Genomic DNA, 19,349 nt, shown 5'->3' on the forward strand with positions numbered 1-19,349 from the left:
GAGAGAAAACGAGGAGATTCCCATGTTCGGTCGAACGCGCCCGAAAACCGCCCGTCGCCGCCTCGGCACGGTCGTCGCGCTCACGTCCGCGATCGCCGTGGCGGGCAGCCTCACCGCGTCCCCCGCGCTCGCGGACGACCCGGTGGAGATCCCGGTGTCCTACACCGTCACCGGGAAGACCACGGTGAAGAAGACCGGCGGCACGCTCGACCTGGGCCCCGGCCAGCTCAACGGAGCCTTGGTCATCGACGGGGACAACGTCGGGATCCGGGGCGACCTGTCCCTGCCGCCCGCGACGGCGAACATCTCGCTGGTCTCCGGCGTCTTCAAGATCAAGGCCCGCGTGCGGATCCAGCCGACCGGCCCGGTCACCGGCACCCTGGCCAACGGCGACCTGACCACCCACTCGCAGGCGAACATGCTGATCGACAACATCGTCGTCGGCCTGTTCTACCCGGTCATCCCGCTCCCGACGGTGCCGAACGCCTGCAAGACGGTCAAGCCGCTCGACCTGACCCTGGTGTCGAAGAACGTCGACCTGTTCGCGGAGGTCATCCCGTCTTCGGGCGTCTTCACGATCCCGGAGTTCAAGGACTGCTTCATCAACGATCTCGCGCTGGGCGCGCTGATCTCCGGTCCTGGCAACACGATCAACCTGAACCTCAAGTCGAACGTGTAAGGACGCCCAAGTCCGTGAAGGCCTCCTTGAGGGACTCTGGGTCCCTCAAGGAGGCCTTCACGGAACGTCAGCAGAACTGCGGAGCGCTCGGGTCGACCAGGGCGACGCCGGTGCCGTCACCTGCGGAAACGGCGTAGACCGGAGCACAGACGCCCGAGAACTTCCACATGTCCATCGGCGGTTCCGAGCTGGTGTCCCGGCTCTCCTGCTTCAGGTTGCTCCCCCAGGCGAAGACGCTTCCGTCCGCCTTGAGCACCACGTTGTGGTTGTAGCCGGCGTCGATGGCGACGACGTCCGATTGCGCCTCGGGCGGCACGGAGGACTGGCCGTAGGTGTTGTCGCCCCAGGCGAGGACGCCGCCGTTCTTCAGCGCGAGGCTGTGGCGGAACCCGCCCGAGATCGCCGTCACCCCGGAGGTCGCCGCCGCCGGCACGGTGATCTGACCCTTCGCGTTGTTTCCCCACCCGAGCACGCCGCCGTTCTTCAGCGCGAGGCCGTGGTCGACACCCGCCGAGATCGCGGTGACCCCCGAAGTGACCGTCGCGGGAACGGTGGTCCGCGAGCCCCAGCTCAGCACGCCGCCGTTCTTGAGCGCCAGGTTGAAGTACGCGCTGGTGGAGATCGCGCTGACCCCCGAGGTCGCGGCGGCGGGGACGACGTTCTGGCCGTAGAACCCGTTGCCCCAGGCGATCACCCCGCCGTTCTTGAGCGCCAGCCCGTGCGCCCAGCCCGCGGCGATCGCCGAAACCCCCGACGTCGCCGCGGCGGGCACGGTGGCCTGGCCGTAGTTGTTGTTGCCCCAGGCGACGACGCCGCCGTCCTTGAGCGCCAGATGGGTGAGACCGCCCGCGGAGACCGCGCTCGCGCCGAACGCGGAGGGCGGAACGGTGCCCTGCCCCTGCTGGTAGTCGTTGCTCCCCCACGGCCGCGGTTCGCCGGTCGGCGCGGCGTGGGCGATACCGGAAAGGGAAACCGTGGCGATCATTACGGCTATCGCGGTGGTCGTCACGCGCCGTGTCGTGGATCGTCGATTGACTGAAGCCATGCGGGAAATGTTAACCCGGTTCCGCCGATCGGCCTCGTCTTTGTCATCGGCGGACAAACTTCATAATCGCATTCAGCACGCACTGACAAGAAAGAACGGGCCCCTCACCCACTCCGAAACATGTCGACATGAATCCTTGTTACGTACATAACTCGCGGGTAACCTCGGTTTACCCCACCACCGAGAAAGCCGCTCGAGTCGAGCATATTTGATCAGAAAAATCCGCCGAAAGGCGCATGGGGAAAGCCGCCCGAGACGTAAACTGGATCAAAGGAGATGACAGGTATGTCCCGCAGACTTGGCAAGTTGTCAGCAGGCGTCGCCACCACCGGCATCGTGATGGGCGCGGTCGCCGTGCTCACCGCCGGCACGGCGCTGGCCGCCACCACCTACGCCACCGGCACCGTCGCGTACATGTGCAACTTCCCCGCGATCGGCCAGCAGCAGCTGGACGTGAAGGCGCAGTTCGACGGACCGGCTTCGGTCGCTTCGGGCGGCACCTTCACGCCGTCGAACATCTCGGGCACCGCCACGATCAGCGCCACCATCAACGCGCTGCTCAACAGTGCCAACTACGACGGCGTCCGCGGCAAGGTGAACATGCCGGTGACCGTCACCAACGCCACCCCCGCTTCGGCGACGGTGACGAACCTCGACGTCCCGACCCAGATCAACCCGTACGTGCCGGGAACGCGGACGTTCAACATCGTCCAGGCCACGGGGACCGGCGTCCCCACGTTCACCGCCGGTACGCCCGGCTCGGCGACGGCGTCCCTCGGCACCTCGATCAGCGCGCCGCTGGAGTTCCACAAGAAGGACGGTTCCTGGACCGCCTGGAGCTTCAACTGCACGGTGAAGAACACCAACCCGGCGCAGAACCGCGCGTTCAGCCCGGCGGTCCCCATCACCTGATGAACCATCCGTGCGGGGCGGGGACGCCCGCCCCGCACGGTCCCCACCCCCCGGTCTCGAGAGGAATCCATATGGGACAGCAGGTTCGCCGAGCGAGCACGGTCTCCGTCATCGTGTTCGGCGTGTGCTGCCTGCTCACCACCGGGCAGGCCTCGGCCGCCGTCTCCCACGAGACGGGAACAGTCGTGTACATGTGCGGCTTCCCCATGATCGGCCAGCAACCCCTCGACATCACGGCGAAGTTCGACAGCCCGGGTACGGCGACCGCGGGCGGCACGATCACCCCGGCCGCGATCAGCGGCACCGCGACCTTCAACGCCATCCACAACGCGACGATCTTCAGCGCGGCCAACTACGACGGCCTCCGCGGCAAGGTGAGCGCGCCGGTGACCGCGACGAACGCCACCCCCGCTTCGGCGACCGTCACCGGACTGGACCTGCCCGCGCAGATCACCCCGTACGTGCCGGGACCCCGCACGTTCGTCTTCACCCAGACCGCGGCGACCGCAGTCCCCGCTTTCACCGCGGGTGCCCCCGGTGAGACGACGGTCGCGCTCGGCACGACTTTCAAGCTGGAAGTCGATTTCCACAAGAGGGACGGCACCTGGACCCCGTGGACGCTCAACTGTACGGTCAAAATCACCAACCCGGCACAGAACCGCGCGTTCGCTCCGGCGATCCCCGTCGTTTGACGCGAGAGGAAACCCAGATGACGCAGCAGGTTCGCCGGACACTCGGGAGGCTTCCCGTACTAGCGGGCGTGATCCTGCTCGCGGGCGTGAACGGCGCGCTGGCCTCGTCGGCGGCGACCGACCCGACGGCCCCGCCGAAGCCGCTGCTGCAGGGCGCCGCCCCCGCGCACCAGACCCTGGCGAACAAGTGCGTCTTCCCGGATCCTGTCGGCGAACGTCCGGTCACCATGGACGTCGAGGCCACGCTTCCCAAGGTCGTGCCGTCCGGAAAACCGGTACAGGTCAAGGACTTCTCCCTCACCTTCACCCTCGGCGAGGGAACGCTGGGCACGCTCACCGAAGTGACGGGCGCGGCGACGATCGAACTCACGGCCACGCGCGAGGACAAGACGTCCGCGATTCCGGTGACCCTCGAGATCCCGGCGACCAAGGTGCCCGCCACCGGCGAGCTGAAGCTGGTCGCGACGGGCAAGGTTCCCGACATCGTGTCGACCCGTCCCGGCGAACTCCGGCTCACCACGGGCGCGCCGTCCCTCGCGCTGACCGCGGAGAAGACGGAGACGCCGCCGAAGCCGATCAGCTGCACGCAGGTCCCGGATCAGGACACCGCACTCGGCAGCGTCACGCTGGCGGAGCTGCGCGCCGCGGAACCGAAGACCGACAAACCCGGGCAAAAGCCCGGCGAACGCGCGCAGGCCGCGAACGACGATCCGCCGCCGGATGCCGTGTTCCCGTTGCAGCCCTTCGAATCGCAAGGCACGTCGTCGGTGAAGAAACTGGGCGCGTTCGTCCGGTTGACCCCGTCGTTCATCTTCAACGCCTTCTACTACCTCTATCCGACGCCTCCGCATCGCAGCACCGGTTCCACGATCCTGCCGCCGAGCAAGATGACGTTCCTCGGCTTCGGTTTCGTCCCGGTCAACGGCACGATGGAGCTCCTGCCGACCGACTACAAGACCGGCAACACCGTCGTCGACGTCGAGACCATGCTGCACGGGGACACCACGACGACGGCCATCGCCCGGATCGAACTGTTCGGGAAGCTGAAGGACATCACCATCAACGGCACCCCGCTCGACGTCGGCCCCGACTGCATGACCGCCGAACCGATCGTGCTGAACCTGCGCGGTCCGAACTGGAACGCGTTCACCGGTGGCGTGCTGCGGACGGACCCGAAGGACCCGGAACCCGCCTTCCAGGGATTCACCCTGCCCAAGTTCTCCGGCTGCGGCGTCACGGAGAACCTCGACTCCTTGCTGAGCGGGATGGGATCGGGGCCCGGGAACCAGGCGTGTATCGGGGTCAACCAGGTGGGCCTGGAGTGGGAAGCGGAACGCAAGTGCCCCAACACGGATCCACCGGTGGGGCGCCGCTGAGCCCGGGCGGCTACCGCTCGCTCGGCGTCCACTGTGGACTCTTGCGCGGCGCCGGAAGGACCTCCGGCAGCGCGTAGCCCTCGGGCACCGACGCGGGCGTGACGCCGGCCCGCAGCGCGAGTTCCATTTCGAACCGGGCGCCCGGGTCACGCAGGTGCTCGCCGAAGGTCGCCTGCAACTGGCGCATGCGGTACCGGACGGTCTGCGGGTGGACCTGGAGCCGCTCGGCGATGTCGACGACGTTGCCCTGGCTGTCGAGCCAGGCGCGCAGGGTTTCGAGCAGTCGCTCCCGCTGCTTCCCGGTCATCTCGGCGAGCGGGGCGAACAGGCGGTCGCGCAGCTGGCAGGTGAGCACCGCGTCGGCGTTCACGAGCAGGGTGGCGAGGTGTTCTTCGGCCCGGATCACCCGGCGGGCGGCGATGATCCCGCGTTCGGAGAGGTGCAGGGCGTCCCGTGCCCAGCGCAGCGAATCGGCGACGGAGTCCAGCGGGCGGCACGGGCCGATCGACAGCCGGTAGTCCGGGAGCGCGGCCTGCAGGGTGGCCAGGCGGGCGCCGGAGATCTCGCCGGGGACGAGCAGACGCGGCTCAGCGCAGTCGAGTTCGGCCAGGACGTCCGAATCGACCGCGTTGTGCCGCCGGGGTCTGACGCCCTCGCCGATCGGGTGCAGCACGACCGGTGTCGCGCGCTCGGGGACCGGCCAGCCGGTCAGCTGCGCGAGTTCCGCGATCGCCTTCGACGGCGCGGGCGGGGTTTCCAGCACCAGGTGCAGCAGTTTGCGGCGCCAGGTGTCCAGCGCCCCCGCGGTGCGTGCCTTCGCTTCGAGGTAGCCGTCCAGCGCGACGGACGCGAGTTCGTCCATGAACGCGAGCATCGCGTCGGCCAGTTGCGACATCACGGCGGACGAGAGCCCGCTGCGGCGGCCGACGCGCATGATGCGCCGCCACGACACGCGCGCGCCGACCCGGTACGCCGACTGGAGCGTGTCGAGGCTGCGTCCTTCGCGCATCTCGTTCTGCCCCAGCCGATGGTGGACCTCGTGCGACTGTTCCTTGGAGACGGTGGGATCCGCGATCTGGGCGACGAACAGCGTGATCGCGTACTCGACGCCGGCGCGGATCGATTTGCCGTAGGGCCCGTCGAGCGGGCGCGCGTACGCGGGGATGGTCGCGCGGATCTCGTCGACGATCTCGTTGGCGAGGCTGCCGAGTTCCGGTCGCAAAATGTCGGCGAGCTTGCGAGGCAGTGCCGCAGGGGGCTGCGCAGCGTGTTCGATCCCGCGCTCCACCGACATCGCAGCTCCTTTGCTCCGCCCAGCGTCCGGACATCCCACGATCGTCGTGGGGTGACAACGAACACATCGCAAAGTCGCTCGTGAATGTGTCACCTTTCGCAGAAGAAACCGATTTCTTGTCACCGTCGTGACAAAATCACGGCTCAGTGCTGAATTTTGATGACAAGTGCCCGGCAAACGCCACGTGCCATACGTACGAACGGCCGAAGTGACCAGTGTCGTGACGGAGCGTCACTGCTTTTCGGTGAGCAATTCACCGAGTACTTCGAGCACGGGCTCCAGCACGCGCACGTCGGTGCCGGCGCATTCGGTGATCCCGGCGCCGACGACGTCGAAGCCGCTCAGTCCGCGAAGCATCGCCACCAGGCGCTCGATCGTCAAGCCACCGGGCTCGGGATAGTTCAGCCCGTCGAACTCCCCCGGATCGAGCACGTCGAGGTCGATGTGGACGTACACCTTGTCCGAACCGGACAGCCCGGCGGCGACGTCGTCGGCTTCGACGACCAGCCCGCGCTCGATCGCGGCGCGCTCGGCGTCGTCGAACACCCTGGTCCCGGCCAGGACGACGCGACCGGGTTCGAGCCGCGGGTTCGCGGCGAAATCCGGGTCGCCCTCGCCGAGCAGCGACCGCAGCACCATGCCGTGGAACGCGCCCGACGGCGACGTCTCCGCGGTGTTGAGGTCCGCGTGCGCGTCGAACCAGGCGACGCCGAGACCCGGCCCGAAGCGGTAGCGCGCCACCCCGATCGGGATCAGCTCGACCCCGCAGTCCCCGCCGATGGTCAGCACCGGCCCGCCCGGCGCCTCCAGCGCGGCGAGCTGCGCGGCCCGGTTGGCTCCGGTGAGCACCTCGCGGTTGGCGATGCCGTCGACCGCGGGCGAGGTCTCGCGGGTCTGCCGGATGTGGTGCACCGGTACGCCCAGCACGTGGCCGGCCAGCTCGGCGAGCGCGACGCAGCCTTCGGGCATCTCCGGCGCGCGCTTCGTCAGCGCGCCCTGGAACTGGGGTACGGCGTTGATCAGCATTCGGTCCAGGTTAGCGGCGGCCGCAAGTACATGAAGGCCTCCTTGAGGGACGTTGCCGGATCGAGGTGGCACGTGGCGAAAGTCGCCCGCCAGCTCGAGGTGCCGACGTTGCGAAAGCCACTTTCGCAACGTTGAAGGTTGTGAAAGTGGCTTTCGCAACGTCGGCGAAGGCGGGGAGCGAACGGTCACCCCCAAGGCCCGGCGCCCAGGTCGCGAAAGCCACTTTCGCGACGTCTGGTGTCCCGAATGCCACCTTCGCGACACCACCGGCGCCCCGCGGCTCAGCCGCGTGAAGGCCCCCTTCCCTCGGCTGAGCCGAGGGAAGGGGGCCTTCACGCGCTAGGGAGCTCTACTCCAGGACCAGGAGCAGGTCCCCGCCTTCCACCTGCTGGACGGCGTTGATCGCGCGCCGCGACACCTTGCCACCCGAGGAGGCGGTGATCGACGCCTCCATCTTCATCGCCTCGATGGTCGCGACCGTCGCCCCGGCCTCGACGACGTCGCCCTCGGACACCTGCAGCGTGACCACGCCCGCGAACGGCGCGGCGATCTGCTTCGGGTCGCCCTTGTCGGCCTTCTCCGTCGCCGGGATGTCCGACGCGATCGAGGTGTCACGGACCTGGATCGGGCGCAGCTGGCCGTTGAGCGTGGACATCACCGTGCGCAGCCCGCGCTCGTCGGCCTCGCCGATGGCCTCCAGCTCGATCAGCAGCCGGACACCCTGTTCGAGGTCGACCGAGTACTCCTCGCCCGGGCGCAGCCCGTAGAAGAAGTCCTTGGACGGCAGGACCGAGGTGTCGCCGTACTGCTCGCGGTGCGCCTCGAAGTCCTTCGTGGGCCCGGGGAACAGCAGCCGGTTCAGCGTCTGGCGCCGGTTCTCCGCCAGTCCCTTGTGGTCCTCTTCGGACAGTTCCTGCACCGGCTTCGGCTGCGCGCGGCCTTCGAGGGCCTTGGTGCGGAACGGCTCCGGCCAGCCACCGGGCGGGTCGCCCAGTTCGCCGCGCAGGAAGCCGATCACCGAGTCGGGGATGTCGAACTTGTTCGGCTCCGCCTCGAAGTCCGCCGGTGAGACGCCCGCGCCGACGAGGTGCAGCGCGAGGTCACCGACCACTTTGGACGAAGGCGTGACCTTCACCAGGTGGCCGAGGATCCGGTCCGCGGCCGCGTACATCGCCTCGATGTCCTCGAACCGCTCGCCGAGGCCGAGCGCGATCGCCTGCGTGCGCAGGTTCGACAGCTGGCCGCCGGGGATCTCGTGGTGGTACACACGCCCGGTCGGCGACGCGAGACCGGCCTCGAACGGCGCGTAGATCTTGCGCACGCTCTCCCAGTACGGCTCCAGGTCGCCGATCGCCTGCAGGTCCAGCCCGGTCGGCCGGTCCGAGTGGTCGGTGGCCGCGACGAGCGCCGAGAGCGACGGCTGCGAGGTCGTGCCCGCCATGGACGCGACGGCGCCGTCGACGGCGTCCGCCCCGGCCTGGATCGCGGCGAGGTACGTCGCCAGCTGGCCACCCGCGGTGTCGTGCGTGTGGATGTGCACCGGGAGGTCGAACTCCTTGCGCAGCGCGGAAACCAGCCGCACCGCCGCCGGTGCCCGCAGCAGGCCCGCCATGTCCTTGATGGCCAGGACGTGCGCCCCCGCGCCGACGATCTGCTCCGCCAGCTTGAGGTAGTAGTCCAGCGTGTACAGCTTCTCCGACGGGTCCGACAGGTCCGAGGTGTAGCAGAGCGCCACCTCGGCCACCGCGGAGCCGGTCTCGCGGACGGCCTCGATCGCCGGCCGCATCTGCTCGACGTCGTTGAGGGCGTCGAAGATCCGGAAGATGTCGATGCCGGTCGCCGTCGCCTCCTCGACGAAGGCGTGGGTCACCTCGGTGGGGTACGGCGTGTAGCCCACGGTGTTGCGGCCGCGCAGCAACATCTGGAGACAGATGTTCGGCACCGCTTCCCGCAGCTTCGCCAGCCGCTCCCACGGATCCTCCGCGAGGAACCGCAGGGCGACGTCGTAGGTCGCGCCGCCCCAGCACTCCAGCGAGAGCAGCTGCGGCGTGGTGCGCGCGACGACCGGCGCGACGGCCAGCAGGTCCTTCGTCCGCACGCGGGTGGCGAGCAGCGACTGGTGCGCGTCGCGGAAGGTGGTGTCGGTGACGCCGATGGTCGGCGACTCCCGCAGCCAGCGCGCGAAGCCCGCCGGGCCGAGTTCGGTGAGCTTCTGCTTCGAACCGGGCGCCGGTTCGAGATCCTTCGGCAGCTTCGGCAGCTTCACCTGCGGGTCGAGGGTGCGCGGACGCTCGCCGTGCGGCTTGTTGACCGTCTTGTCCGCGAGGTAGGTCAGCAGCCTGGTCCCGCGGTCGGCCGAGTGGCGCGCGGTCAGCAGATGCGGGCGCTCCTCGATGAACGACGTCGTGACGCGGCCTTCGCGGAAGTCCGGGTCGTCGAGGACGGCCTGCAGGAACGGGATGTTCGTGGCCACCCCGCGGATCCGGAACTCGGCGACGGCGCGACGGGCGCGGCCGACGGCGGTCTTGAAGTCGCGGCCGCGGCAGCTGAGCTTCACCAGCAGCGAGTCGAAGTGCGCGCTGATCTCGGTGCCGGCGAACGCCGTCCCGCCGTCGAGGCGGATACCGGACCCGCCGGGCGAGCGGTACGCGCTGATCATCCCGGTGTCCGGGCGGAAGCCGTTGGCGGGATCCTCGGTGGTGATGCGGCACTGCAGCGCGGCCCCGCGCAGGTACACCTTGTCCTGCGAGAGCCCGAGGTCTTCGAGCGTCTCGCCGGAGGCGATGCGCAGCTGCGACTGGACGAGGTCGACGTCGGTGACCTCCTCGGTCACCGTGTGCTCGACCTGGATCCGCGGGTTCATCTCGATGAAGACGTGGTTGCCGTCCCGGTCGAGCAGGAACTCGACGGTGCCGGCGTTGCGGTAGCCGATCTGGCGGGCGAACTTCACCGCGTCGGCGCAGATCTGGTCGCGCAGTTCGGACGGCAGGTTCGGCGCCGGGGCCAGCTCGACGACCTTCTGGTGCCGTCGCTGGACCGAGCAGTCGCGCTCGAAGAGGTGGATCACGTTGCCCTCGCCGTCGGCGAGGATCTGGACCTCGATGTGGCGGGGCTCGACGACGGCCTTCTCGATGAACACCGTCGGGTCGCCGAAGGCCGACTCGGCCTCGCGCGCGGCGGCCTCGATGGACTCGCGCAGCTGCGCGGGCTCCAGGACGCGGCGCATACCGCGACCGCCGCCACCGGCGACGGCCTTGACGAAGACGGGGAAGCCGATCTCCTCGGCGGCGGCGATCAGCGCGTCGACGTCGGAGGACGGTTCGGAGGAGCCCAGCACCGGCACCCCGGCGTCGCGCGCGGCCTTGACCGCGCGGGCCTTGTTCCCGGTCAGCTCGAGGATGTCCGCGCTCGGCCCGACGAAGGTGATGCCTTCGTCCTCGCACGCGCGCGCGAGGTCCGGGTTCTCGGAGAGGAAGCCGTAGCCGGGGTAAACGGCGTCGGCACCCGCCTTCTTGGCGGCCGCCACGATTTCCTCGACCGACAGATAGGCCCGGACCGGATGACCGGGTTCGCCGATCTCGTAGGCCTCGTCGGCCTTCAGCCGGTGGAGCGAATTGCGGTCTTCGTGCGGGAACACAGCCACCGTGCCCGCGCCGAGCTCGAATCCGGCGCGGAACGCGCGGATGGCGATCTCACCCCGGTTGGCGACCAGTACCTTGCGGAACATGCCGGTCCTTCCCATCATCGGATCGGTAGGTGAGGCACGTTACCTGCTCGCTCCCGCAGGGCGGGAGTTGTTGCCCAGGTGATGGACGTCATCCCCGCCTGAGTTGCGTACCCGGGGTCTGGAGCAACCGGTTCGCGGTGCCCTGGTGGACGCCGGTCAGCACGTCGACCGCGGCGAGGTCCACGAGCGCCTTCGTGACGTCCGGCGCCGCCACGTCCGGGTGCAGGGCCCGGTACAGCGCGGCCACACCGGCGACGTGCGCGGCGGCCGACGAGGTCCCGCTGAGCACCCGGCCCCCGCTGCCCCCGGCGTTGGGTCCCGGCACGTCGACGCCGGGGGCGAACATGTCGACGACCTCGCCGTAGTTGGACGTGGACCCGACCTGGTCGCTCGCGTCGGTCGAGCCGACGGTGAGCGCCTCGGTGACCCGGCCGGGTGAGAACCGGCCCGCGTCGGTGGCCTCGCCACCGGCCGGGAGGGCGACCGGGACGACCGCCGCGAGCGCGCGGACCGCGGCGTCGAGCTGGTCGTTGGCGGTGCCGCCGATGCCGAGGACGGCGACGGCGGGCTGGTGTGCGTTCTGCGTCACCCAGTCGATACCGGCGATGATCTTGTCCGTGGCGCCGCCACCCTGCGCGTCGATCACCCGGATCGGGACGATCTGCGCGCCCTTCGCGACGCCATAGCTCTTCGACGCGGCGACACCGGCCAGGTACGTGCCGTGACCGTTGGTGTCGGAGGTGTCCGTGCCGCCGTTGAGGAAGTCCTTGCCGGGCTTCACCCGGCCGCCGAAGTCCGGATGCGCGGCGTCGACGCCGCTGTCGATCACGTACACCGTGACGTCCTTGGCGTCGGTGTCGTAGTGATACAGCTGGTCGAGGCCTGTTCGCTGGTCGATCCGGTCCAGTCCCCAGTTGGGCGGGTTCTGCTGGACTTCCGTCGCGGAGGCGGGCTGCGCCGCGAACACCAGGAGGGCGAGCGCGGCCATGACCCGTACCAGTCGAGTGATCATGCCTCGGGCCTACGCCTGTCACCCGCGAGGGGCAACTTCAACCACTCGATCGGCTGGGGCCGGTCGGAGGTGTCCGCTGACCGTCGACTTCGGGAAGCAGACCAGCGCGTCGAAGGCGTCGACGACGTCGACGGCGTTGAACAGGTGCGCGTGCCGGATGCTCCGAGGTCCCTCGGTCCCCTGTCGTGCACGGAGGTCCACCAGCCCGGGACCTTCGGCTTCGATGCTGCCGTCGGCGGGCGCGTCCAGCTCCTGGCGGTACACGGTGAACCCGAGCCGCGCGGCCGGATCCGGCTTGAGGCCGGTGGTCTCGCCCTCGACCGCGGTGAGCCCCAGCGCGAAGTAGTCTTCGCCGAACTCGGCGGCCAGATGCGTCCCGGCCGACGGCGAGGTGAGGCCGGGGAACGGCGAGAACGGCACGCGCTGGAGGTGTCCGTTGTGGAGCATCACGACGATCTTCGTGTCGTCGCCGTGGATCCGCCGGATCAACCGGACGGTCTCGGCCATGTACGCGTCGCGCGAACCGCTCTGCAGGGCGGGCGCGGAGCCGGACATCATCGCGGCCACCTCGGCGAGGTAGGCGTCGAGGCGCAGCGCTCCCTCGGCGTGATGCTCGGCGACGGCCGTGTCGCCGTAGACGGGACGCAGCGAGGTGAGGTGCGTCTTGAGCCGGGTGAGCGCCGCGGTCGCCTTGTCCCTGGCTGCGGCGTCGAGGGCGGCGTACTTGGCGGGTGCTTCCGCGCTGCTGACCGACGCGTAGCCCTCGGTCGCCGCGATCGCCTCGTCGGCGAGGCCCGTGGCGGCTTCATCCACAGTGGACAGATAACCGCGCACCGCGTTCAGCGCGGGCACGGGCGAGCCGGCGGAACTCGGCACGTCGAGGCCGTAGTACCGGACGTCGCCCCGCTCACGGAGCCAGGTCAGCATCTCGTGCGCCTCGGGCGACTCGCCGAGGGAGAAGGTGAAGCCGTCGCGACCGACGTCGGCGACGTCTCCGGGGGCGCCGTTCAGCCAGTCTTGGACGAGCTCGCCCTCGGCGAAGCCGGACTCGAAACCGACCACCCGGAAGCCGTGGTTCTCGACGAGCTCGCGAAGCAAACGATTGCGCAGGTCCCCGAACTCGTGGACGTGGTGGTTGTTCTCACCGATGGCGACGATTTTCGCGTCCCCGATGAGCTCGGCGATCTTCACTGCGTCTGACATACTGAGCACACTAACGCAACAGGAGTAGCAATTGGCAACCTCGGGTACCCAGCGGCCCGGCGGCCGGACCGAACGCACCCGCCAGGCCGTCCTGCACGCCACCCTCGACCTGCTGGCCGAACGCGGGTTCGGCGACCTGACCGTGGACGCGGTCGCCGAGCGGTCCGGGGTGCACAAGACCACGGTGTACCGGCGCTGGTCCTCACCGGACGGTCTCGTCGCCGCCGCGTTGCAGATGGGCGCGGAGGACGACTGGACGGCGCCCGACACCGGGTCGCTCGAGGACGATCTGTACGAAGTGGCGGCGGAGGTCGTCCGGTACTTCACCGCGCCCGCGTTGAAGGAGCTTCCGATGGCGTCGGTCGCGGCGGCCTTCCAGTCGTCGCAGGCGGCCGAGGCGCTGCACGACTTCTACGCGGACCGGCATGTCCGCATGGCGCCGATCACGGAACGGGCCGTCGCCCGCGGCGAGGTCCCGCCCGGCACGGACGGCGACGAGCTGGTGCGGGCGGTGTGCGGGCCGATGTTCTACCGGCTGCTCCTCTCCCGGGAGAGTGTCACGGTGGCGGACGCCCGGGTCACGGCGCGGGCGGTGGCCGCCGCTGCCGCCGCCGGTTCCTTCGTCCTCAAGCCGCATTCAGAGGACTAAACGCGGTAGTTCGCGATGCCAACCACCGCGTTCAGTCCTCTGGTTGGTCACCCGCTGAGGACAGTTTTACCGTCAGCACCAACGAGTTCCGGGTCCACACTGGCCTCTTCGTACTGAACGAGGGGGAGACCGTCATGACCGAGGACGTCCGGAACAAGGCGGCGGAGATGCCGCGTCAGCTCAAGACGGTCCGCGTCTTCCTCTGGATACAGGCGGTCCTCAACCTCCTCGCCAGCGCGCTCGTGACCGCCCTCGCGATCAACGCACTCGACCACGGCGACGAAGAAGCGGGACTCGCCCTGGCGCTGGCACTCCTCGGCTTCGTGGTCTCTCTCGTGCTGGCCGCGTGCGCGATCCGGATCTCCCGCGGTTCGGCCTGGGTGCGGCCGACGGTGATCGGGGTGGAAGCGCTCGCCGTGGTCCTGGGGCTGATCAGCCTGATCAGCGGCGGGGCGATCACCCAGCTGATCGGGATGGGCATCGCCATCGGCATCATCGTCGTCCTCACCAAACCCGAGGAACGCGCGTGGTTCACGCGCTGACGAGGTCGATCCGGTAGCGCACCTCGCACAGCGGGACGTCCTCACCGGGCATGGTGTCGGTCTTCTCCGCACCGTCCGGCGCCCATCCCGCGGCCGCGTAGAAGCGCCGGGCGCGTTCGTTGGAGTCGAGCACCCAGAGCGTCGCCTCGCGGTGCCCGGAATCCCGCAGCGCGGCGACGGCGGTGTCGAGCAGCAGCCTGCCCAATCCCGTTCCCCAGCGCGCCGGTTCGAGGTAGATCGCGCGCAGTTCCCCGCGTTCCCTGTCGACGGCGGTGAAACCGAGCAGCGAACCGTCCTCGACGAGGACCAGGACGTCGCCCCGGTTGGCGGGATCGGCGAGGATCCGCTGCCAGCGCGCGGCCCGGCCCTCGACCGAAAGATCGCGCAGGTACAGCTCGGGCAGCAGTCCCTGGTACGCCGACTGCCACGACCGGACGTTCACCTCGGCGATGGGCCAGGCGTCCTCGACGACCGCGGTGCGGATCGCAGGCATCGTCAGCCTTTCGCTTTGCGGGCGGCGAAACCGGTCACGACGGCGAGACAGAGCACCATCGACAGCGCGATCGCCCAGCCCGCGCCGGTCACCCGCGAACTGCTCGGCATCGCGAAGAACAGCATGCACACCATGACGATGCCTCCGCCCGCCACTCCGCCGTGGAAGGCGATCCCGAACGCGGCGGGCCGCAGGAGCGCGCCGAGCACGGTCCCGATCAGGAGCGTCACCGCGAGCACGAGGTAGATCGCGCCCTCGTCGGCCCGGCTCGACGAGTAGGCGAAGAGCTCGCCCGCCTCGATGACGAGACCAGCCGCGCCGGCACACCCGGCCACGAGAGCAGCGACGGTCAGTGCGCCCTGAGGTTTCCCCAGTCCGATTCGGAAACTCCGGTCGCGCCGCACCGAAACCAGCGCCCAGGCGGCCGCGACGAGCAGACAGCCGCGGGCGAGCACGAGGACGACCGGGCCGTACGGGACCACCGAAAGCAGCGCCAGCCCGCACAACAGCCCCGGACCCGCCATCCGCCGCGTCTTCGGCTGGAACATCGCGCTCCCCGCCCCGATCGCGAACGCGATGAGCGGCAGGACGGTCCAGCCGCCGTCCTCGAAGAAGTCCTCCACACTGCTGCCGAGCTGGAACGCGATCACCACCAGGTACACCGCGGCCGCGAACGCGAACAGCCCGGCGGCGACGGCGAACGGGTCGGGTTTCGGTCGTGGGGCAGGCACTTCCACAGGCGGCGCGAGCGGGGGCTCGGGCGTCACCGGAGCGGGCGCGCGAACAGGCTCGGGCGGCGGGCTCGGCACGGGCCGCGGTTCTGGCGCGGGCGGCGGTTCCTGTTCCTGGACGACCTGGCCCTCGACCCGCACGACCACCTCGCCGGTCGGTCCGGTCACCGTGACCCGACCGTCGAACGCCCCGATTTCGGCCTGGTCCAGGGAGATCTCGGCCCCACCGTCGACTTCGGTCACCTGGAGCCAGGAATGCGACGACGTGAACCGGCAGGCCCGCGCGATCGGCGGCCCTTCCAGCCGGATCCGCGCCACCGGCCGCGAGCCCCGGCCGACCTCGCCGAATCGCACCACCTCCGGTTCGGTCCGCACCCGCGCCTCCTGCCGCGCCAGGTCGGCGGCCTCGGCGATGTGCTGGATGTCGGTCTGCGCCATCGTGGTGAGGACTTCGTGGGCGCCGATCGCGACGGAGAGGTTCTCGCTCGTCAGCCGTCGCTGGAGTTCCGTCACCGCGCCGAGGCGGGTGAACATGTTCGGATCCTCGCTCGCCGCGCGCAGATCGGCCGGGACCGGCGACGGTTTGATCCGGCGGCGCCTGCTCCGCGCCAGGTAGAGCTCGCCCTGCATCTCGATGTCCCGGCTGGGCGTCTGATTCGGGTTCCGCTCGCGGACGCTGTCGAACAGGTAGTCGTAAAGCTCGCTGAGCGCGATCCAGCCGTCCTCGTCGCGGTCCGCGTCCCCCGACCGGAGGCCTTCGACCAGCGCCGAGGTGAACACCGACGGCCGCGCGTGGTCGTCGGCGAGGTGGTCGCCCTCGAAGGCGTACTCGATGGAGTTCGACGCGGTGATCACCGCGCGGCCGCGGCCGCCGAGCCCACCGCCGGGGAACGCGTCGAGCACGTTGGCCTCGCCGGTGGCGCGCACCGCGACCCCTCGGCCGAAAGCGCCGCCGTAGCAGCAATCCAGCAGGAGGACGATGCTCCGCGACCGGCTCATCCGCATGCACCGTTGGACGAAATCAGCGGGAACGGCGCTCGACGCGAGCCGCTCCGGCCGGGTGTTGCGGGCGGCGAAGAACAGTTCGCCAGACTCGCTTTTCAGGCCGTGGCAAGAGAAATGCACCAGCACGACGTCGTCCGGCGCGCTGTCGGCGAACAGATCCTCGACCCGGCTCGCGATGACGTGGGCGGTCTCGTCGCGCACCACCTGGACGTCGAACTCGCTGATGGCGCGGTCGGCCAGGACCGAGGCGAGCGCCTCCGCGTCGGCCGCCGGGGACCGCAGCGCGCTCAGCCCGGGGTTGTCGTACTCCCCGTTGGCGATGATCAAGGCTCGCCGCTCGCCGGTCATGGCGACGAATGCCTGCTCACGAAAAGGTCGACGAGCTTGTCCTGATCGGCGAGGGTCGCTTCGGACAGCTCAAGCACGTCACCGTCGATCTCCAGCCGCACCGTGCGCTTCACCCGTCCGCCGCGGGAAAGCCACTCCCGCACGGCCGTCACCACCGAACGCAGGCCATCGGCGGACTTCCCCAGCGTGACCAGCAGCCCGCCCGCCGTCGCCGCGTCGAAGCCGCGCGAGCCGGGCGGCGCCTCACCGGCGGGCAGCGCCTTGACGTCGGCGAGCCCGCGTTCGATCAGTTCCCCTCGGAGGTACCCGGCGAGCTGGTCGGCCCGCTCGGCGTCGGCCCCGTCCTCACCCAGCTGGACCCGCACCGCTGACGTCATCCCCGGCCTCCCTCGCCCGTACGGATCGAGGAAACCTCCCGGCCCGTCCCGCGACAAGGTCCGATCGGGCAGAGATGTTCACGTCAGCTTTTTTCCAGGTACTCCACCCGATCTTCGTCGACGACGTCGGCGATCATGTGCGCCAGCCCCAGGTAGTTCCCCAGTGCCGGATCCTTCTCGACGATCTCCGACGCGCGGGCCCTCGCCTCGGCGATGACCTCCTCGTCCTGCAGCAGCGAAAGCAGCTTCAGCGTCGACTTCTTCCCCGACTGCGCGGCACCGAGGATGTCGCCCTCGCGGCGCAGTTCCAAGTCCATTCTGGACAGTTCGAAACCGTCCGTTGTGGACTCGACGGCGGCGAGCCGCTCCCGGGTCGTCGTCCCGTCCAGGGTTTCGGTGACCAGCAGGCACAGCCCCGGCACACTGCCCCGGCCGACGCGGCCGCGCAGCTGGTGCAGCTGGCTGATGCCGAACCGGTCGGCGTCCATGATCACCATCGCGGTCGCGTTCGGCACGTTCACGCCGACCTCGATCACGGTGGTCGCGACGAGCACGTCCAGCTCGCCCCTGGAGAACGCCTGCATCACGGCGTCCTTGTCGTCGGCGGCCATCCGGCCGTGCAGGGCGCCGATCTTCAAGCCCTTCAACGGTCCTTCGGCCAGCTCGGGTGCCACATCGAGGACGGCGAGCGCCGGGCGTTTGTCACCCTTGTCCGACGCCGGTTCGTCACCGATGCGCGGGCAGACGATGTACGCCTGGTGTCCCTTGCCGCATTCCTCGCGGACCCGCTGCCACGCCCTGTCCAGCCACGCGGGCCGCTCCGCGACCGGCACCACCGACGTCTTGATCGGCGACCGGCCGGCCGGCATCACGCGCAGCGCGGAGGTCTCCAGATCGCCGTACACGGTCATCGCGACCGTGCGCGGGATGGGTGTCGCCGTCATGACGAGCACGTGCGGGCTGGTCTCGTCGGAACCGCGGGAACGCAGCGCGTCCCGCTGCTCGACGCCGAACCGGTGCTGCTCGTCGACCACGACCAGGCCGAGATCCGCGAAGGACACCGTGTCCTGGATGAGCGCGTGCGTGCCGACGACGATCCCGGCCTCGCCGCTGACGGTCTCCAGCAACGCCTTCTTGCGTTCCTTGGCGCCCATCGAACCGGTCAGCAGGGTCACCCGGGTCGCGTTCTCCGCACCGCCGAGCTGACCCGCCTGACCGAGGTCACCGAGCATTTCACTCAACGAGCGCGCGTGCTGCGCGGCGAGGACCTCCGTCGGCGCGAGCATCGCCGCCTGCCGCCCGGAATCGACGATCTGCAGCATGGCGCGCAGCGCGACCACGGTCTTGCCGGAACCGACCTCACCTTGCAGCAGCCGGTTCATCGGGTGCTCGGTGGACAGGTCGCGGGCGATCTCGTCGCCGATCTCCTGCTGGCCCGAGGTCAGCGCGAACGGGAGCCGCTTGTCGAAGGCGTCGAGGATGCCGCCCTCGGTGTGCGGACAGGCCTTCGCGGGCCGGGAGACGAGGGAATGCCTGCGCTGGGCGAAAATCAGCTGCACCGCCATGGCCTCGTCCCATTTGAGACGGCGGCGCGCGGAGTTCAGCGCGTCCCAGCCCGACGGGCGGTGGATGCCGCGCAGCGCGCTTTCCAGGCTGGGCAGGCCGTACTGGGCGAGCAACTCCAGCGGCATCGGGTCCTCGTCGACCTCCAGCACGTCCAGCACCTGGCGCACGCTCTTGGCGATCACCCAGGTCGGGATCCCCTGCGCCGCCGGGTACACCGGGATGATCTCGGCGAGGAAGTCGTCCATGGCCTCGGGTGCGCGTTCCGCGTCGAACAGCTCGTACTCGGGGTTCGCCAGCTGAAGAACGTCGCGGAAGGCGGTGACCTTTCCCGCGAAAAGCCCGTTCTTGCCGGGCACGAGTTCCTTTTCGCGCCAGGCCTGGTTGAAGAAGGTGCATTGCAGACGGCGTTTGCCGTCGGTGATCACCATTTCGAGCAGGGTGCCGTTGCGCGCCTTCATCCGGCGCTTGTTGACGCGTTCGATCCGCGCCATCACGGTGGCGTGCTCACCGAGTTCGAGTCCGGCGATGTCGGTGAGCTGCCCGCGCTCGGCGTAGCGGCGGGGGTAGTGGCGCAGGAGGTCGCTGACCGTCTCGATCTTGAGGCCCTTGGCGAGTGCCTTCGCCGTCGCCGCGCCCACGACCAGCTTCAGGTCCGCGCGCAGGTTGGTCATG

At 69.6% G+C, this 19,349-nt stretch carries 16 protein-coding genes; 6 read left to right on the top strand and 10 right to left on the bottom strand.

Annotation, left to right across the window (positions count from 1 at the left end; translation table 11 throughout):
- Positions 1-22: 22 nt before the first annotated feature.
- On the top strand, positions 23-679 hold the full coding sequence (locus tag B0293_RS41740) for a hypothetical protein (RefSeq protein WP_005160354.1): 657 nt from the start codon (positions 23-25) through the stop codon (positions 677-679).
- A gap of 67 nt (positions 680-746) precedes the next feature.
- Here the strand turns inward: B0293_RS41740 and B0293_RS41745 are convergent, their stop codons facing one another.
- On the bottom strand, positions 747-1,664 hold the full coding sequence (locus B0293_RS41745) for an RCC1 domain-containing protein (RefSeq protein ID WP_005160352.1): 918 nt from the start codon (positions 1,662-1,664) through the stop codon (positions 747-749).
- Positions 1,665-2,009: 345 nt separating this feature from the next.
- Here B0293_RS41745 and B0293_RS41750 point away from each other — a divergent pair, with 345 nt between their 5' ends.
- The 3 genes from B0293_RS41750 to B0293_RS41760 all read left to right on the top strand — a co-directional run bounded on the left by B0293_RS41750 (position 2,010) and on the right by B0293_RS41760 (position 4,704).
- Positions 2,010-2,636: a DUF6801 domain-containing protein gene (locus B0293_RS41750; protein ID WP_005160349.1), complete on the top strand. Its 627-nt coding sequence runs from the start codon at positions 2,010-2,012 to the stop codon at positions 2,634-2,636.
- A 71-nt stretch (positions 2,637-2,707) separates the two neighbouring features.
- A complete protein-coding gene (locus B0293_RS41755; RefSeq protein ID WP_005160346.1) occupies positions 2,708-3,328 on the top strand; it encodes a DUF6801 domain-containing protein in 621 nt (206 codons plus the stop codon).
- Positions 3,329-3,345: 17 nt separating this feature from the next.
- Positions 3,346-4,704 carry a DUF6801 domain-containing protein gene (locus B0293_RS41760; protein WP_005160344.1) on the top strand — a complete coding sequence of 453 codons (1,359 nt, stop codon included), beginning with the start codon at positions 3,346-3,348 and terminating at the stop codon, positions 4,702-4,704.
- Between the two features lie 10 nt (positions 4,705-4,714).
- Here B0293_RS41760 and B0293_RS41765 read toward each other — a convergent pair whose 3' ends face one another.
- From B0293_RS41765 to B0293_RS41785, 5 genes are all read right to left on the bottom strand, one after another.
- Positions 4,715-5,998: a PucR family transcriptional regulator gene (locus B0293_RS41765; RefSeq protein WP_005160342.1), complete on the bottom strand. Its 1,284-nt coding sequence runs from the start codon at positions 5,996-5,998 to the stop codon at positions 4,715-4,717.
- Between the two features lie 231 nt (positions 5,999-6,229).
- Complete coding sequence (locus B0293_RS41770; protein ID WP_039918868.1) at positions 6,230-7,024, bottom strand: arginase family protein; 795 nt, start codon at positions 7,022-7,024, stop codon at positions 6,230-6,232.
- A 349-nt stretch (positions 7,025-7,373) separates the two neighbouring features.
- Positions 7,374-10,751 carry a pyruvate carboxylase gene (locus B0293_RS41775; protein WP_005160337.1) on the bottom strand — a complete coding sequence of 1,126 codons (3,378 nt, stop codon included), beginning with the start codon at positions 10,749-10,751 and terminating at the stop codon, positions 7,374-7,376.
- 88 nt (positions 10,752-10,839) lie between these two features.
- Positions 10,840-11,763 carry a S8 family peptidase gene (locus tag B0293_RS41780; protein ID WP_407640124.1) on the bottom strand — a complete coding sequence of 308 codons (924 nt, stop codon included), beginning with the start codon at positions 11,761-11,763 and terminating at the stop codon, positions 10,840-10,842.
- 18 nt (positions 11,764-11,781) lie between these two features.
- Positions 11,782-12,966, bottom strand: coding sequence for an erythromycin esterase family protein (locus tag B0293_RS41785; protein ID WP_039918866.1), 1,185 nt, complete (start codon positions 12,964-12,966; stop codon positions 11,782-11,784).
- A gap of 31 nt (positions 12,967-12,997) precedes the next feature.
- Between B0293_RS41785 and B0293_RS41790 the strand changes: the two genes are divergently transcribed.
- Positions 12,998-13,615 carry a TetR/AcrR family transcriptional regulator gene (locus tag B0293_RS41790; protein WP_005160330.1) on the top strand — a complete coding sequence of 206 codons (618 nt, stop codon included), beginning with the start codon at positions 12,998-13,000 and terminating at the stop codon, positions 13,613-13,615.
- Between the two features lie 134 nt (positions 13,616-13,749).
- Entirely contained in the window at positions 13,750-14,157 is a 408-nt protein-coding gene (locus tag B0293_RS41795) for a hypothetical protein (protein ID WP_005160328.1), read from the top strand.
- Here B0293_RS41795 and B0293_RS41800 read toward each other — a convergent pair.
- The 4 genes from B0293_RS41800 to recG form a co-directional block, all read right to left on the bottom strand.
- Entirely contained in the window at positions 14,147-14,650 is a 504-nt protein-coding gene (locus tag B0293_RS41800) for a GNAT family N-acetyltransferase (RefSeq protein WP_005160325.1), read from the bottom strand. The two genes, B0293_RS41795 and B0293_RS41800, sit on opposite strands and share 11 nt — an antisense overlap.
- Before the next feature lie 2 nt (positions 14,651-14,652).
- Positions 14,653-16,734, bottom strand: a complete 2,082-nt coding sequence (locus B0293_RS41805; RefSeq protein ID WP_005160323.1) for a caspase family protein — start codon at positions 16,732-16,734, stop codon at positions 14,653-14,655.
- Complete coding sequence (locus B0293_RS41810; RefSeq protein WP_063936648.1) at positions 16,731-17,111, bottom strand: hypothetical protein; 381 nt, start codon at positions 17,109-17,111, stop codon at positions 16,731-16,733. Before B0293_RS41810 ends, B0293_RS41805 begins: the two co-directional genes overlap by 4 nt.
- Positions 17,112-17,194: 83 nt before the next feature.
- Positions 17,195-19,348 (bottom strand): ATP-dependent DNA helicase RecG, encoded by a 2,154-nt coding sequence (gene recG / locus B0293_RS41815; protein WP_005160317.1) that lies wholly within the window; start codon positions 19,346-19,348, stop codon positions 17,195-17,197.
- Position 19,349: the final 1 nt, after the last annotated feature.

The sequence above is a fragment of the Amycolatopsis azurea DSM 43854 genome, from assembly GCF_001995215.1.
Taxonomy (GTDB): Bacteria; Actinomycetota; Actinomycetes; order Mycobacteriales; family Pseudonocardiaceae; genus Amycolatopsis; species Amycolatopsis azurea.

Excerpts from the sequence above, each read along its gene's own strand:
- B0293_RS41745 (WP_005160352.1), bottom strand. The coding sequence starts at position 1,664 with ATGATCGCCACGGTTTCCCTTTCCGGTATCGCCCACGCCGCGCCGACC.
- B0293_RS41780 (WP_407640124.1), bottom strand. The coding sequence starts at position 11,763 with ATGATCACTCGACTGGTACGGGTCATGGCCGCGCTCGCCCTCCTGGTG.
- recG (WP_005160317.1), bottom strand. The coding sequence starts at position 19,348 with ATGACCAACCTGCGCGCGGACCTGAAGCTGGTCGTGGGCGCGGCGACG.
- B0293_RS41775 (WP_005160337.1), bottom strand. The coding sequence starts at position 10,751 with ATGTTCCGCAAGGTACTGGTCGCCAACCGGGGTGAGATCGCCATCCGC.
- B0293_RS41810 (WP_063936648.1), bottom strand. The coding sequence starts at position 17,111 with ATGACGTCAGCGGTGCGGGTCCAGCTGGGTGAGGACGGGGCCGACGCC.
- B0293_RS41795 (WP_005160328.1), top strand. The coding sequence starts at position 13,750 with ATGACCGAGGACGTCCGGAACAAGGCGGCGGAGATGCCGCGTCAGCTC.
- B0293_RS41740 (WP_005160354.1), top strand. The coding sequence starts at position 23 with ATGTTCGGTCGAACGCGCCCGAAAACCGCCCGTCGCCGCCTCGGCACG.
- B0293_RS41760 (WP_005160344.1), top strand. The coding sequence starts at position 3,346 with ATGACGCAGCAGGTTCGCCGGACACTCGGGAGGCTTCCCGTACTAGCG.
- B0293_RS41800 (WP_005160325.1), bottom strand. The coding sequence starts at position 14,650 with ATGCCTGCGATCCGCACCGCGGTCGTCGAGGACGCCTGGCCCATCGCC.
- B0293_RS41755 (WP_005160346.1), top strand. The coding sequence starts at position 2,708 with ATGGGACAGCAGGTTCGCCGAGCGAGCACGGTCTCCGTCATCGTGTTC.
- B0293_RS41785 (WP_039918866.1), bottom strand. The coding sequence starts at position 12,966 with ATGTCAGACGCAGTGAAGATCGCCGAGCTCATCGGGGACGCGAAAATC.
- B0293_RS41765 (WP_005160342.1), bottom strand. The coding sequence starts at position 5,998 with ATGTCGGTGGAGCGCGGGATCGAACACGCTGCGCAGCCCCCTGCGGCA.
- B0293_RS41750 (WP_005160349.1), top strand. The coding sequence starts at position 2,010 with ATGTCCCGCAGACTTGGCAAGTTGTCAGCAGGCGTCGCCACCACCGGC.
- B0293_RS41805 (WP_005160323.1), bottom strand. The coding sequence starts at position 16,734 with ATGACCGGCGAGCGGCGAGCCTTGATCATCGCCAACGGGGAGTACGAC.
- B0293_RS41770 (WP_039918868.1), bottom strand. The coding sequence starts at position 7,024 with ATGCTGATCAACGCCGTACCCCAGTTCCAGGGCGCGCTGACGAAGCGC.